The organism is Marinobacter sp. V032, from assembly GCF_052645435.1.
On sequence record NZ_JBQXYE010000002.1, the window covers coordinates 261253 to 275756 of the forward strand.

The window sequence follows — 14504 nt, forward strand, 5'->3', positions numbered from 1 at the left end:
AATCCCAAGTGCCGGCTCGATCAGTCGGATTCAGCCGCTTTCGCATCCTGGGTTTGCTTGGCCTGAACCGCAGTCAGGGCGATAGTGAAGACAATATCTTCAACCATCGCGCCGCGAGACAGGTCATTGACCGGCTTCCGCAAGCCCTGAAGCATGGGGCCGATGCTGATGACATTGGCGCTACGCTGCACGGCCTTATAGGTTGTGTTGCCGGTATTCAGGTCAGGGAATATGAAAACGGTTGCCTTGCCCGCCACCGGGCTATCAGGAGCTTTGCTCCTGGCGACGCTTTCGATTGCTGCAGCGTCGTACTGCAATGGTCCGTCAATCATCAGATCAGGCCTGCGCTCCTGTGCCAGTGCTGTGGCTTTTCGCACTTTCTCTACATCGGAGCCAGAACCGGATTTGCCCGTGCTGTAACTGATCATGGCGATACGCGGGGTGATGCCGAAAGTTGCTGCAGAGTCGGCGCTCTGAATTGCGATGTCTGCCAGCTCATCGGCATTGGGATCGGGGTTGATGGCGCAATCACCGTAGACCAGGACCTGCTCAGGCAAACACATAAAAAACACGGATGACACGACCTTTGCCGCTTCATGGGTCTTGATCAGCTGCAGTGCAGGGCGAACGGTGTTGGCCGTGGTATGAACCGCACCGGACACCAGTCCATCAACTTCGTCGAGGGCCACCATCATAGTGGCGAGCACCACATTGTCTTCCAGTTGTGCTTCTGCCATATCCGGCGCCAGTCCCTTGTGCTTGCGCAGCTTCACCATGGGCTCGATGTAGTTGCCGCGAACCTCATCCGGATCGATAACTTCGAGATCGTCTGGGAGCTCCAGCCCCTGGGCTCGGGCAATGTTCTCGATCTCGTCTCGCTTACCAATCAGTACGCACCGGGCGAGGCCCCGCTCCTGGCACATGATGGCTGCCTGAACCGTGCGCGGCTCGTTGCCTTCAGGCAATACGATGCGCCGTTTGGCTTCGCGAGCCTGCTGCGATAGACCATAACGAAATGCCGGCGGCGATAGTCGACGCTCCCGTTGGATGCTCAGGTGTTTTTGCAGCCATTCGGTATCAATTGCACTGGCGACAGATTCCATCACCTTTTCGATCCGGTCGACGTCATCAACGGGCACTTCAATGGGGACGTGGGCGAGTTGGTAGGCACTGTCGTAGGTGTTGGATGAAACCTGCAATACCGGCAACCCGGTTTTCAACGCGCCTGCGCAGGCCTTCAGCGTGCGCTCATCCGGTGTTAAGTCGCCCGTGAGTATCAGGCCTGCCAGAGGAACGCCGTTGAGCGCGGTCAACGCCGCTATAACCGCAATGTCATCCCGGTCGCCCGGCGTTACCAGCAGCGTGCCGGGAAGCAGTGTTTCCACCATGTTCGGTATCGTACGGGCACAGACGCTGATCCGCTGAACTCGGCGCTGGTCTATCTGGCCGGCGTGCAGCACTTTGGCATTCACGGCTTTTGCCACGTCTGACATGCGGGGCGCCAGCAACTCTGGTTGCCAGGGAATGCAGCCCAGAAGGCGCAAATGGCCATTCCTGAAAATGTCACACTGGTCCGCAAAATCCGTTGCTTGTCCTGTCTCGGGGGCGAGCGCGTGTGTCGTGAGACCTGTTCGCTCAGGTGCTCCCACCTTGTTGAGAATAACGCCGATGACATTGGGGTCTTTGGGCGCAGCAAACAGCCGGGCAGAGAAATCCAGCCATTCATTGAGTTCTTCGGGATTACGTTTGCCCGGGGCGCTGACCAGAATGACCTCCGCATTGAGGTTGCGGGCAATTTCGACATTGAGGCGCGCTGTGTAGGCCTCACTGCGATCCGGAACCAGACCTTCCACGATCACGACATCGACATCCTTGGCCGCTTGTTCGTAGTGGCCGATCAGGTCTTCCATCAGGGTTTCGGAATGGCCTTTGTTGATCAGACTCTGGGCGTGCTTGAGGCTGAGCGGGCTTGGCGGATTGAGTTCGGTGCGGGCGCGAAGGAAAGCGACCGAACGGTCTTCTTCGACAGTTTCGCCGATTTCTGAAGAGGACGGTGGCTGACTGACCGGCTTATAGAACCCGACGCGAACGCCGACATGGTCCAGTGCCCGAACGAGACCAAGGCAGACAGAGGTCAGGCCCGAGTCGAGGTCGGTTGGGGCAATAAAGAGGTTCTTGGCCATGGCGCGAGAGTGTCCTGTCAGTGATTTTTTGGCGTGTCTGGATAGGCTGCGTCAACTGCTTCTCGGGCAATCATGCTCTCTTCGTCAGTAGGGATGACGTAAATTGCATGGCCGTTGCCGGAATCAATTCGCCCGCTACTCTGGCGACCGTTTTGGGCGTTCCTGTTCTGATCGATGGTAAACCCGAGCAGCTGCAGGTGGGCAACGGTCTGCTCGCGTATCGTGGCGCTGTTTTCGCCAATACCGCCGGTGAAGACAAGCCCGTCAATTCGGCTCAGTGATGCCATCATGGCGCCGATGTAGCGCGCGAGGCGAAAGCAGAACACATCGATGGCATCTCGCGCAGTTGCGCTACCGGCGTCCCTGGCTTCGACGATCGCGCGCATGTCATTGGTTTTACCAGACAGGCCGAGCAGCCCGCTTTCGCGATTCAGCATGCGTGAAATGCTATCCCGGGAGAGTCCTTTTTGTTGCAGGAAATCAAACAGACCGGGATCAACATCACCACTGCGGGTTCCCATCACCAGACCCTCAAGCGGGGTAAGGCCCATGCTGGTATCACGGCTTTGACCCTTTTCTATGGCGGTAATTGAGCATCCATTTCCCAGATGCGCCGAGATCAGTGACAGCGCATTGGCGGGCTTGTCGAGCCGTTCACCGAGTTGTTTGAGCATATAGGCGTGACTGGTGCCATGAAAACCGTAGCGCCGAACACCCCAGTCCTGATAACAACGCCGGGGAAGGGCGTAGAGGTAAGCGTAAGACGGGAGAGTCTGATGGAAAGCGGTGTCAAACACGGCGACCTGAGGAACATCAGGGTAGAGTTTGCGTGTCGCCTCGATACCGATCAGGTTGATTGGATTGTGCAGGGGGGCAAGATCATTACATGCAGTGATGGCTCCAATGACGGCTTCGTCGATCACCGTTGCAGAGGAAAAGTTCTCGCCACCGTGGACGACCCTGTGGCCTATGACGAGCGGGTCACCCGTCAGTACATCTTTTGATTCGAGTAAACGCACAACCGTGGCAAGGGCGTCAGCGTAATCGCTGTTTGGCTCAAGCGTGACGGATTCACGCTTGCCGTCGATTCTTGCCGAGGCGGAGGGATGATCGGTGTCGAGCCGTTCAACAAGCACCTGAGCCTGATGTTCGAAGTCTTCTGACAATACGGCAAGCTTGAGTGACGAACTGCCACAGTTAACAACGAGAGTGCTTTTCGCCATCCCTTAACGTTCCTTGTTGGTGTGGTTGTTTCAGGAGCGTCAGTGTACCGCCGAGTGTCTGCGAGACTCTAGTGTTGTTCCAGATGATTGACCCTGATCCACTCGAGAAAATCAGCGTTTGAGACCGGTCTGTTGTAAAAGTAGCCCTGAGAGTAGTCGCAATGGTGCTCTTTCAGGAACAGACTTTGATCGGATTCTTCGACGCCTTCGGCGATCACTTCAAGGCTGAGGCTGTGCGCCATATTGATGATCGCCTTGACCAAGGCTGCGTCGCCTTCCTCGATCATGATATCGCGGATAAAGGACTTATCGATTTTAAGCGTATCGAACGGGTAGCTTTTGAGGTAACTCAGCGCAGAGTAGCCGGTTCCAAAGTCGTCGACTGACAGCCGAACGCCCATGGCATCGAGTTGCTGGAGAATGTCTGCTGTCTCGATCGTGTTGTCCAGAATGAGGTGTTCGGTTATTTCCAGTTCCAGACAATCGGGACTCAGGTTATGTGTGTCCAGCGCCTGTTTGACGATGTCCACGAACCCGGGGTCCCTGAACTGACGAGGGGATACGTTGACTGCAATTGAGAGTGAGAGGGACGTTGCCTGCTTCCACTCCCAGGCGGCTGCGCAGGCCTCACCGATCACCCACTCACCAATGGGAATAATGAGGCCCGTCTCCTCGGCGAGCGGGATAAACTTGTCCGGCATTACCATTCCCATCGAGGGGTTGTTCCAGCGGATTAGCGCTTCAGCGCCTATCAGCCGTCCGCTATCAGTTTCGACGATGGGCTGAAAGTGGAGTTCAAATTCATCCAGTTCGAGGGCCCGGCGTAGCCTGGATTCGATCTGCAGGCGTTCATGGGAGACATCCTTCATTTTCGGTGCGTATCGCACGAAAGCGCTTTTGCCCTGGCGTTTGGCCTGATACATCGCGGCATCGGCATTCTGCAACAGGGAGCTGCTGTTGTCCGAGTCGGTAGGGTAAATGGCAATGCCTATGCTGGTGCTGACAAAGACTTCCTGTGGGCCCAGCTGAAACGGCGGTGTGAAGGTTTGCAGAATACGTTCAGCGACCTGCTCGGTAGAGAGTGGATCTTTTAGCCCCGGAAGGATAACGAGGAACTCGTCTCCGCCCAGCCTCGCAACAGTGCTGGTGCCCCGCAGGCAACTGGATATGCGGCGAGATGCCTCAATAAGCAGGTTGTCGCCGGCTTCGTGGCCCATGGTGTCGTTAATGTGCTTGAAGTTGTCCAGATCCAGAAACATCACGCCAACCAGCGTTTCTTCGCGGCGGGCCTGAGCGAGCGCCAGTTTCAGTCGGTCCAGCGCCAGCATGCGGTTGGGGAGCCCGGTCAGCACGTCGTAGTTAGCCTGGCGCAGGAGTTGTTGCTCATAGCGCTTACGGATACTGATGTCTTCCCCGAGGATCAGGAAGTGAGTGGGGCTGCCCTTGCTATCCTTGATAGGCGTAACAATGACCTGCTCCCAGAACCTTTCACCACTGCGTCGAGCGCTGTTTATCTCACCCTGCCAGACACCTACACGCTGCACCTGCAGTCGAATGTTCTGCCAGAGTTGCTGGTTCTCCCTTTGGGAGAACGAATCGCTGGTCAGCATGCCCGGATGCTTGCCTTTTATCTCTTCACTATTGAAACCGGTCAGCTGAAAAAACTTGTGGTTGGCAAATTCGATGTGCCAGTGCCGGTCGCAGATCAATACCGATGACGGGCTTTGCTCTATTGCCATTGAAAGCTTCTGAATCTCGGATGCGTCGTCCTTTTGTTGCCTGACGTCGTCGTTGAGGCGCTCCCGCATTTGATTAAACGCCTCTGTTACCTGCGACAGCTCATCCCTGCGATTGGCCGGTGTATCGGGGCGGTCCAGCGAAAGGGGTTCTTCCAGGTTCTGAAGCGAAAAGCGTCTGGCATAGCTGGCCATTGTCGACAGATGTCGAGCAACAAAGTGTTGGAATATTAGGATGATAAGGACAGAAATGAAGAAAGTTTTGAAGAACTGAACCGTCAATATGACGATGATCTTTCGGCGCAGGTCACGAAAAATATCCTCAAGACTGGCTGTAATCGTCAGTGTTCCCAGTTCGTAGACTTCGTCGCCCCGGTAATTGAGCGGGAAGGTGCGGGTTTTGGTGGACGTCTGGCGAGGTATATTGCCCATGATCACTTCAGAGTCGGGAAAGATCTTCAGTCTCAAGTGAACAATATCAGGCAGGCTGAGAATGCCTTCCATCTGAACCTGAAGCAGTTTTTGATCAAGCGCCCAAAGGCTTCGGGACAGGCTGCTGGAGTAACTGGTCTCGATCACCGACATTCGTTCGTCAACCAGCGATACATCCCGGCGGAAATCCGAATAGATCTGGATAGCCGATGCCGCAAGCGTAAAGAGTGAGCTGAAAAGCAGAATATACGCGAGCAACCGGAATGATAACGGTGAGCTGGATCTGAACTGACTTAAACGTGTTGACAGCTTGGTCATGTTGAAGCGCTTTCAGGAGCCCTTGAATATTGGCCAAAAACCCGTGTCCCAGCCAAAAATATGAACAATTCAGCCTTTTAGGCAATATAGCAGTAGATGGTGGCGAGCGCTTTGGGCACGTCAAAAAATAGGACACATCGCGCAAATTTTTTCCGGTATGAGGTGAACTGGAGAGAGTTTTCTATACTGGCCTTACATGGATCCGTTGGAAGGAGTGACATGATGACGGTAGTTGGGGTGCTCAAGGAAACCAAAACCCACGAATACCGGGTCGGATTGACGCCCGCCGGTACCCGTGAACTTACCGAGCATGGCCATACGGTTGTGGTTGAGGCATCGGCGGGTATCGGCTCCGGTTACGAGGATGAGCAGTATCTGAAAGCCGGCGCCCGAATAGCGAGCGATGCCGCTTCAGTCTTTTCGGAAGCAACTTTGCTGATCAAGGTAAAGGAGCCGCTCGCAGCAGAGCGAAAACTGCTTCAGCCGCACCATACGTTGTTTGCCTATCTGCATCTGGCTCCGGATAGGGATCAGACCCATGATCTTCTTGCCAGCGGTGCGACCTGCATCGCTTATGAAACGGTGACAGATGGGCGGGGCAATCTGCCGTTGCTGGCGCCTATGTCAGAGGTTGCAGGCCGGCTGGCGATTCAGGCCGGTGCTCAGGCGCTGGAGAAGGTCAAAGGTGGGCGGGGCGTGCTGCTTTCGGGGGTTCCGGGTGTCTACCCTGGGAACGTCGTGATTATCGGTGGTGGAGTAGTCGGACGCAATGCTGCCCAGTTGGCGGTTGGTCTGGGGGCAAATGTTACCGTGCTGGATCGTTCAGTCGCCGTGTTGAGGGATCTGGATCAACACTATCGCGGCAGCATAGCCACGCTGTATTCGACACAGGATGCGATTGAAGCCGTTTTGTCTGAGGCAGATCTTGTGGTGGGGGCTGTACTGGTTCCCGGAGCATCTGCGCCGCGGTTGATTACTCGTGACCTCCTGTCAATCATGCCCACGGGCTCTGCGTTGGTTGATGTCGCAATTGATCAGGGTGGCTGTGCTGAAACCTCAAGACCCACAACACATGATGACCCCACCTATATCGTTGAGGGTGTTGTGCATTATTGTGTTGCGAATATGCCGGGTGGTGTGGCTCGGACGTCGACACAGGCGCTGACCAATGCAACGTTGCCTTATATTATCCGGCTTGCAGATCACGGTGCGAAACGCGCACTGGAACAAGATAGAGGGTTTATGTCAGGACTGAATGTGGCACAAGGGAAGTTGACGTGCGAGGGTGTCGCGACAGCTCAAGGGCTTGAATATCTTGCACCTGAAAGAATGCTGGGAAAAATAAGCTAGGGTTTGGAGTGAACCAGCGGGGTCTGGCGAGGCTCGGCGATACGATAGCCGGTTCCGGGATCTTTCGGAATCAAGTGATTTGATTCCGTGTTGCTATTACCTGACGAGAAAAAAAGTGGCGTCCCCTAGGGGGTTCGAACCCCTGTTGCCGCCGTGAAAGGGCGGAGTCCTAGGCCACTAGACGAAGGGGACGCAGCGCGTTAAACGCTTACCTCGTCGAGGTGGCGCGTATAGTATTTAAGGGTTGCCACTGTGTCAAATAGTTTTTCAAAAAAAATGAGCAAAATCAGCCTTGGCCATTCAGGCAGTACTTCAATTCGTCCCCGATGGCATCAAATGCGGCGGTCACCCCGTCAGAGTGATAGAGGTCGTAAATCGCTCGGGCGATAGGTTCGCGGGTAGCGGGCAATTGCGGCAACACCTTGGATATCGGTGCGTCGAGAGTGGCTGATATCAAGACTTCATATCTGAGCTTGTTTTCACCTGCGCAGAAGTAAAAATGCGATTCCCGACTTGCAGGCGGTGGGCGTCCGGATCGGTCGTAAACGCGTTTGCTACATTTTGCATACTCGGCGTTAACGGCAGAAAAGGTGTCAACCAGCGCGCTTTTGCTGGCTGTTGCAGCGTCGAACAACGTCGTCACCCTTTTTTCTGCAGCTGGGCTCAGCCCCGGCAGGCTTTCGGTGAGCTGGGACTTGCTGAACCCCTTGGCGACAAGCTGTAAAACCGTCACATATTCACTGGTAATCATGCTGCAGGTTTCAAAACTTTGCTCTGATGTCGTATCAGCTGCCGCCAAAGCAGGTGTCAGCGTTGCCAGCATCAGGTAAAAGCGAGCGATTGAGGCGAGTCGGACCATCGAGCATGTCATTAGGCTGAAATTGAGAAACTAAGCTTAACAAAGCCCATGTGTGTCCGTTGTGCGCAAATCCCCAAACCGACTCGGCATCCCGGAACTGAAAGGGGTATCTAAAGTGATGCCTTCAAGGCGCTGTCGAGATCGGAGTAATGAAAGTCAAATCCCTCTGCCTGTAACCGGGCGGGTTTGGCGTTTTGGCCCTCAAGCAATAACGTCGCCATTTCGCCGAGGCCCAGTTTGAGCACGAATGCCGGTACAGGTATTAGCGTGGGCCTGCCGAGGGTTCTACCGAGTGCGCTGGTAAAATCATCGTTGGTAACAGCGCAGGGGCTCACGACATTGTATGGGCCGGATGCGGTGGGGGTTTCAAGCATCCAGCAAAGTGCCCGTACAACATCGTCCCGATGAACCCAGGGCATGTACTGACTGCCGTCGCCAAGCCTGCCCCCAAGGCCCAGCCGGAACGGCGGTGTCATTCGCGAGAGAAAGCCGCCGTTCTTGCCGACCACGATGCCTGTCCTGGAAAAACATACCCGGGCGCCGAACTCCTCGGCGGGAAGTGCCGCTTTCTCCCACTCGGAACAGAGTCTGTGGGTAAAGTCCCGTTGGTTGGGGGCGGCATTCTCGGTAATCGTGGCGCTGTCCTGGCTGCCGTAATATCCCACTGCACTTCCTGATATGAAGACTTCAGGTTTTTGAGTACGCATTTTGAGCGCGTCAACGAGCGAACGGGTGAGCGCGACCCGGCTATCCATGAGTTTCTCTTTGCGGCCTTTTGTCCACCGTGACGCAGCGATGCCTTCACCTGCGAGATTGATAACGGCATCTATCGTGTCGAGTCCGGGAACCTCGTCGGTCGAATGAATGGGGGTTACTCTGCCACAGATAGAGCGCACGTCGGCGTTTGACTGGCGACTGAGCACCGTAAGCTCATAGCCTTTTGATAGCAGGTCAGGGCAGAGTTGCTGCCCGATAAACCCGGTGCCGCCTGTTATCAATATGCTCTTCATTAATATCTCCTGAAGTGCTTTGTCATTACATCTTTATAAATAGCTGAAATTATCTAAATTTTTAAGCGTTCTTTTGCTATGTGGCTGATCGATTCCGCAAGTAAAGGGTGTTCCCCTATGGGTGCGGCTAATTCTGTGATGACGCCGTGACGCGCTGATAATTGCTCCAACATTTCCGGAACGTCCTTGCGAAGGTGCCGGCCAGCGGCGAGAAAGAGAGGTAGTACCGTCACCTTTTCAATGCCGTCGCGTGAAGCACGTGCAATTTCACTGGCCAGTGACGGTTCGCTCAGTTCCATATAGGCGATAGCGGCTTCGGGGATTGCGTCGAGGCTTGGGCGTGCGAGTGCCTCAAATGTTTCGCACCACTTGGGGTCGCTGCTGCCGTGAGCAAGCAGCAGTACGCGATGACTGCTCATTGGTGAAGGGCTCCTGAGTCTGGTTGGCACGTTTTCATATCGAATTACGTATAGTATGCCGAATAAGCCCAATTAAAAGTTCAGGGATTTTTATCAACGGCCGACTTGAGAGTGTATAGCGAGGCAAGCTTGCTTTGATGCTGAAGATCGCGCGGCCGGGGAACACAGATAGAGGAGTGGCTATGCTCGGATGGCACGATGTGCTCGCGTTCTGGTTTGGCGAATTGGATAGCGATAACCTGCCGGACAACTTTCATCGGGCGCGCTGGTTTAAATCCAGTCGGTCGTTTGACTGGGAGATCCGGCGCCGGTTCCTGTCTTTGGCGCTGGTTGCCTCCGAAGACGGGCTTGACGGATGGCGGGACCGGCCGGAGTCGGCCCTCGCTGAACTTATCCTGCTTGATCAATTCACCCGAAATATCAATCGCGGGTTGGCACTGGCGTTTGATAATGATCGCCTCGCGCGACGCCTGTGCAAGGAAGGGCTTGAAAAGGGCCTTGATGTCATGCTGAAGCCCATTGAGCGGGCGTTTTTCTATATGCCGTTGCAGCACTCCGAAAGGTTTGAAGATCAACAGAAAGGCGTCGGCTTTTATGAGCAACTGGTGGCCTCGACCCAGGGCCGGGAGCGGGAGCTCATCCTGTCATTTTTCCGGTCCGCAAAAGAGCATCGGGACGTCATTGAGCAGTTTGGGCGCTTTCCTCATCGCAACAAAGTTCTCGGGCGCCAAAATACAGAAGACGAAACGCGATACCTTGAGGGCGGTGCAAAGCGATATGGGCAGTAGCAGTGAGTTGCTGTGATTTTGCGGCCGCTCTGTAGACGTCTGTCACGATTTTCGCTGCTTCGATTTGGCACAATTGAACGACGCGGGCGCACACCATGGGTAGCCACGGAACGCTGGCACGAGATGCGCCGTGATCCCAATATTCCGCTCGGCCAGCGTGGTGACGTTGCTCACGAACAGGACATGCCATGGACCAGCACAATGATAGATGACGACACCCTAGCCAAAGTAAAGCTGAGTAGCACACTCAAAGATTCGATCCACTATAACGGGCGGAAAGCAGCCCGGGCGAAAAGTGAAAATCGACGTGTGCAGATTCTTGAGGCTGCCCTTGAAATTGCTGCGGTGGAAGGGGTTCGTGGTGTAAAGCATCGGGCGGTAGCCCGCCGCGCGGGCGTTCCTCTGGCATCAACGACTTATTATTTTCGTGATATTTCGGAACTGATCCGCGACGCTTTCATGTTGTTCGCAGAGAAGGCAAAGGAAAAGCTCGATAATTATCATGTACGCCTGAATGCACTTATCGATGAAGCGCAACGACAAGGGTTGCTTGAGTCCCCTGAAGGGAAATGCGAAGTTGCCGCTCAGGTTGCCAGGTTTATTGCTGATTATTTCTGTGAGGAGTTTCGATTCCATCAGTCAGCCGTTCTGACGGAACAGGTGTTCCTGTTTGAGGCAATGCGTGAACCGGAACTGCATACATTGGCCAGGCAATACCGACGGGCCTGGTATAAAGGTGTTGAATCGGTATTGTGCCGTTTGAATACTGACCAGCCGAAGCGGGATGCAGCTCTGATCGTTTCTCTAGTTTCAGGGATGGGGTATGACGGTGTGCTGTTCCGTGACCGGTTTAACCCTGCATTTCTGGAGGAATCATTAGGGCGTACTTTGGGCATGTTGATGGGTGTCGATCCATCATGCATGGCTGAACGAGTACTGAGCCAGCGGGCTGCAATTGCTCCCGAAGAATGTTCAATGCCCGGTAAAAGCCAGGAAAATGACCCTGAAAGTGAAAAAAATATTTGAAGGTGTTGCGCCCTTAAAAATCGCTCCGTATAATCCCGCCCCGTTGTAGAGAGTAACCGAAAGGTTCAGCACAACGTTCAGCGGGAATAGCTCAGTGGTAGAGCACAACCTTGCCAAGGTTGGGGTCGCGAGTTCGAATCTCGTTTCCCGCTCCAGATTTCAGAAAACCCGGCTCTTTGAGTCGGGTTTTTTCGTTTATGGCATCTGAAATTGCATCTGAGGCCGGGGTCGGGGCAGGCCGGATTGAAATGCTCGGTTTCGGCGGGGCTCACTGGTATCCTTTAGTTTTATAACGGAGCCAAGAGATGGCATTACTCACCGTTGAGCAGCTGTACTATTACCCTGTGAAGTCCTTGCGTGGTATCGCGGTCGATTCGCTTGACCTGTCGGATTTCGGGCCTCTGAATGATCGTCGCTGGATGATTGTTGATTCTGATGGCAAGTTCGTGACCCAGCGCGAGCAGCCGCGTCTTGCACAGGTCTCGGCGCAATTGACCTCATCGGGGCTGCAGCTCTGTTTCCCCGCCATCCCGCCATCCATTGACGAAACCATTGTCGCTGTTGAGTTGGGTTCTCAGAGCCTTGCCGTGACCGTTTGGAAGGATACCGTCAGGGCGATTGTCGCCAAGCCGGCGTCATCGGAAGCGTTGAGCCGTTTTCTGGGCCTGCAGGTCCAGTTGGTGTATATGCCGCAGGATGTTGTGCGCGAGGCTGATACCCGTTTCACCGAGCCGGGGCGCCGGGTCGGGTTTGCTGACGGGTTCCCGTTCCTGGTCACTCATCAGGCATCGCTGGACGCGCTATCCAGGCGGATTGGCAGCAATATTGAAATGCGGCGATTTCGGCCGAACATCGTGGTGTCCGGTGGTGAGGCATTTGCCGAAGATCGGTGGAGAACGCTTACAAGGGAAGGGTTGACGCTAACGCTGGTCAAGCCCTGCTCACGGTGCATTATGACGACAGTCGACCCCTGGTTAGGCGTTAAGTCAGATGACCGGCAGCCGCTTCGCGAACTGGGTTCGTTTCGTCGAACGGATGCCGGTGTGATATTCGGAATGAATGCGGTACACGATGGTGCTGGCCCGATTAAGGTCGGCGATCAGTTCGAAATTTCAGAGTAGAGGATAAACGGCACATGCCATTGCTTACGTTAGATGGAGTATCACTCGCTTTCGGGCTCAAGCCATTGCTGGACGATGCACGGCTGGTGATGGAGCGCGGTGAGCGAGTCTGTCTGCTTGGGCGCAATGGCGAAGGCAAGTCCACCCTGCTTAAAATCGTGACTGGTGAAGTCACGCCCGATGGCGGCCATGTAAGGCTTGATGATGGCGCGGTGTTGTCCGTATTGCCACAAATGCTGCCATCAAACGATACCCGCACGGCCTATGAAGTTGTTGCGGGCGCATTTCCTGAAACAGGCGAAGTGCTGGCCGAATTCCATGCGCTTTCCCAACAGGCGGATGAAGCCAGCCTCGATCGACTGATGAAAGTCCAGGATCGGCTCGAAGCGTTGGATGGCTGGCGATTAGATCAAAAGGTCAATGCTATTCTCGCGCAATACAAGATCGATCCCGACCAAACGCTGAATACCTTGTCTGGCGGCTGGCAGCGGCGCGTTCTGCTTGCCAAGGCGCTAGTGGCCGAGCCCGATATCCTGTTGCTGGATGAGCCCACCAACCATCTTGATGTTCCTGCGATTGCCTGGCTGGAAGACGCGTTGCGCCAGTTCAGCGGCGCCTTGCTGTTTGTCAGTCACGACCGGGCCTTTATCCGTCGCATTGCGACCCGAGTGGTGGAGCTGGATCGCGGACAACTGGTTAGTTTCTCAGCGGATTACGATCATTATCTGGAGCTGAAAGAGAAAGCGCTGGAAGAGGAGGAGCGCCAGAACGCTTTGTTTGACAAGCGTTTGAAGCAGGAAGAGGTCTGGATCCGCCAGGGCATAAAGGCGCGGCGCACCCGGAATATGGGGCGAGTACGTGCGTTGAAGGCCATGCGGGAAGATCGAAAGCAGCGCCGCGAGCGCAGCGGCAATGCCAGCTTTTCGGTCGAAGATGCAGCGAAATCCGGCAAACTGGTGGTTGAGGCGACTGCGGCGAGCTTCGCCTATCCGAGCGGAAAGCGCATCATCGATGAACTCGATTACACGGTTATCCGCGGTGACAAAATCGGTTTGATTGGCGAGAACGGCACAGGTAAAACGACGCTCGTGCGCTTGCTGCTGGGCGAGCTCGAACCCACCTCAGGACAGGTGCGGTTGGGCACAAACCGGTCTGTCGCCTATTTCGACCAGTTGCGCGGTGAGCTGGATAACGAACTGAATGCTCTGGATAACCTGTCAGAAGGTCGGGAATTCATCGAAATCAACGGGCAGCAAAAGCATGTTCTGGGCTACCTTCAGGATTTCCTGTTTACCCCGGAACGGGCTCGGTCTCCGGTGCGTGTGTTCTCTGGCGGTGAGCGGGCACGGTTGATGCTGGCCAAACTGTTCAGTAAGCCTGCCAACATTCTGGTACTGGATGAGCCAACGAACGATCTGGATGTTGAGACGCTTGAGTTGCTGGAATCTCAACTGGTGTCTTTTGCCGGCACAGTTGTGGTCATCAGTCACGACCGGGAATTCCTCGACAATGTTGTGACCGATACCCTGTTCCTCGACGGATCAGGGCAGGTCAGTGCTGCTGTTGGCGGCTACAGCGACTGGCGACGTCAGGGTGGTCGATTCCCCACCGAGGCCGAAGTAAAGTCGTCATCCCGTAAAAATGCGCCTCCGGTGAAAGAGTCTCCGAAATCCACCACGCCTTCGCCCAAGGCTCCGGCAAAAAAAATGAGCTTCAAGCTGAAACACGAGCTCGAACAATTGCCGGGCGAAATCGCAGCACTCGAAGAATCGATTGCGGCAGATCAGGTTCAGGTTTCCGATAGTGCATTCTATTCAAGGCCTCATGACGAAGTCACCGCTGTTCTGGAAGGCATGGCTGAGAAAGAAAAGGCGCTTGAGTCAAAAGTTGAACGTTGGATGGAGCTTGAGGAAATGGCGGGTTAGTAAGGGCTGGGGCGAGCGCTGGCTGGAACTGTTAAGCCGATCACTTTTCCTGGTCATCCGGCCGCTCCTTTCTGTGGGCAGTGCACGCCACGCCTTCCTGTACTGCTATACACT

At 55.0% G+C, this 14504-nt stretch carries 11 protein-coding genes and 2 tRNA genes; 6 read left to right on the forward strand and 7 right to left on the reverse strand.

Annotation, left to right across the window (positions count from 1 at the left end):
* Positions 1–20: 20 nt before the first annotated feature.
* The 3 genes from pta to ACUN9X_RS12800 all read right to left on the reverse strand — a co-directional run bounded on the left by pta (position 21) and on the right by ACUN9X_RS12800 (position 5892).
* On the reverse strand, positions 21–2183 hold the full coding sequence (gene pta / locus ACUN9X_RS12790; protein WP_445473334.1) for a phosphate acetyltransferase: 2163 nt from the start codon (positions 2181–2183) through the stop codon (positions 21–23).
* A gap of 17 nt (positions 2184–2200) precedes the next feature.
* Positions 2201–3406, reverse strand: a complete 1206-nt coding sequence (locus ACUN9X_RS12795; RefSeq protein ID WP_445473335.1) for an acetate/propionate family kinase — start codon at positions 3404–3406, stop codon at positions 2201–2203.
* Positions 3407–3474: 68 nt separating this feature from the next.
* Entirely contained in the window at positions 3475–5892 is a 2418-nt protein-coding gene (locus tag ACUN9X_RS12800; protein WP_445473336.1) for an EAL domain-containing protein, read from the reverse strand.
* A gap of 222 nt (positions 5893–6114) precedes the next feature.
* On the opposite strand from ACUN9X_RS12800, the gene ald reads away from it, so the two are divergent.
* Positions 6115–7242 carry an alanine dehydrogenase gene (gene ald / locus ACUN9X_RS12805; RefSeq protein ID WP_445473474.1) on the forward strand — a complete coding sequence of 376 codons (1128 nt, stop codon included), beginning with the start codon at positions 6115–6117 and terminating at the stop codon, positions 7240–7242.
* A gap of 116 nt (positions 7243–7358) precedes the next feature.
* On the opposite strand, the gene ACUN9X_RS12810 is transcribed toward ald, so the two are convergent.
* The 4 genes from ACUN9X_RS12810 to ACUN9X_RS12825 all read right to left on the reverse strand — a co-directional run bounded on the left by ACUN9X_RS12810 (position 7359) and on the right by ACUN9X_RS12825 (position 9530).
* A tRNA-Glu gene (locus ACUN9X_RS12810) sits at positions 7359–7434 on the reverse strand.
* A 94-nt stretch (positions 7435–7528) separates the two neighbouring features.
* Complete coding sequence (locus tag ACUN9X_RS12815; RefSeq protein WP_445473337.1) at positions 7529–8101, reverse strand: hypothetical protein; 573 nt, start codon at positions 8099–8101, stop codon at positions 7529–7531.
* A 110-nt stretch (positions 8102–8211) separates the two neighbouring features.
* The gene (locus tag ACUN9X_RS12820) at positions 8212–9111 is read right to left on the reverse strand and encodes a TIGR01777 family oxidoreductase (protein ID WP_445473338.1); all 900 of its coding nucleotides are present in this window, start codon (positions 9109–9111) and stop codon (positions 8212–8214) included.
* Between the two features lie 53 nt (positions 9112–9164).
* Positions 9165–9530: a sirohydrochlorin chelatase gene (locus tag ACUN9X_RS12825; protein WP_445473339.1), complete on the reverse strand. Its 366-nt coding sequence runs from the start codon at positions 9528–9530 to the stop codon at positions 9165–9167.
* A gap of 182 nt (positions 9531–9712) precedes the next feature.
* Between ACUN9X_RS12825 and ACUN9X_RS12830 the strand changes: the two genes are divergently transcribed.
* From ACUN9X_RS12830 to ACUN9X_RS12850, 5 genes are all read left to right on the forward strand, one after another.
* Positions 9713–10318 carry a DUF924 family protein gene (locus tag ACUN9X_RS12830; protein ID WP_445473340.1) on the forward strand — a complete coding sequence of 202 codons (606 nt, stop codon included), beginning with the start codon at positions 9713–9715 and terminating at the stop codon, positions 10316–10318.
* Between the two features lie 123 nt (positions 10319–10441).
* Entirely contained in the window at positions 10442–11344 is a 903-nt protein-coding gene (locus tag ACUN9X_RS12835; RefSeq protein ID WP_445473341.1) for a TetR/AcrR family transcriptional regulator, read from the forward strand.
* Positions 11345–11424: 80 nt separating this feature from the next.
* A tRNA-Gly gene (locus ACUN9X_RS12840) sits at positions 11425–11499 on the forward strand.
* A gap of 150 nt (positions 11500–11649) precedes the next feature.
* On the forward strand, positions 11650–12465 hold the full coding sequence (locus ACUN9X_RS12845) for an MOSC domain-containing protein (protein ID WP_445473342.1): 816 nt from the start codon (positions 11650–11652) through the stop codon (positions 12463–12465).
* A gap of 14 nt (positions 12466–12479) precedes the next feature.
* Positions 12480–14390 carry an ATP-binding cassette domain-containing protein gene (locus tag ACUN9X_RS12850; RefSeq protein WP_260037669.1) on the forward strand — a complete coding sequence of 637 codons (1911 nt, stop codon included), beginning with the start codon at positions 12480–12482 and terminating at the stop codon, positions 14388–14390.
* Positions 14391–14504 lie beyond the last annotated feature (114 nt).

What these genes read in the sequence shown, in the direction of transcription:
- ACUN9X_RS12815 (WP_445473337.1), bottom strand. Translation starts at nt 8,101, where the DNA reads ATGGTCCGACTCGCCTCAATCGCTCGCTTTTACCTGATGCTGGCAACG.
- ACUN9X_RS12825 (WP_445473339.1), bottom strand. Translation starts at nt 9,530, where the DNA reads ATGAGCAGTCATCGCGTACTGCTGCTTGCTCACGGCAGCAGCGACCCC.
- ACUN9X_RS12795 (WP_445473335.1), bottom strand. Translation starts at nt 3,406, where the DNA reads ATGGCGAAAAGCACTCTCGTTGTTAACTGTGGCAGTTCGTCACTCAAG.
- pta (WP_445473334.1), bottom strand. Translation starts at nt 2,183, where the DNA reads ATGGCCAAGAACCTCTTTATTGCCCCAACCGACCTCGACTCGGGCCTG.
- ACUN9X_RS12850 (WP_260037669.1), top strand. Translation starts at nt 12,480, where the DNA reads ATGCCATTGCTTACGTTAGATGGAGTATCACTCGCTTTCGGGCTCAAG.
- ald (WP_445473474.1), top strand. Translation starts at nt 6,115, where the DNA reads ATGACGGTAGTTGGGGTGCTCAAGGAAACCAAAACCCACGAATACCGG.
- ACUN9X_RS12820 (WP_445473338.1), bottom strand. Translation starts at nt 9,111, where the DNA reads ATGAAGAGCATATTGATAACAGGCGGCACCGGGTTTATCGGGCAGCAA.
- ACUN9X_RS12845 (WP_445473342.1), top strand. Translation starts at nt 11,650, where the DNA reads ATGGCATTACTCACCGTTGAGCAGCTGTACTATTACCCTGTGAAGTCC.
- ACUN9X_RS12830 (WP_445473340.1), top strand. Translation starts at nt 9,713, where the DNA reads ATGCTCGGATGGCACGATGTGCTCGCGTTCTGGTTTGGCGAATTGGAT.
- ACUN9X_RS12835 (WP_445473341.1), top strand. Translation starts at nt 10,442, where the DNA reads ATGCGCCGTGATCCCAATATTCCGCTCGGCCAGCGTGGTGACGTTGCT.
- ACUN9X_RS12800 (WP_445473336.1), bottom strand. Translation starts at nt 5,892, where the DNA reads ATGACCAAGCTGTCAACACGTTTAAGTCAGTTCAGATCCAGCTCACCG.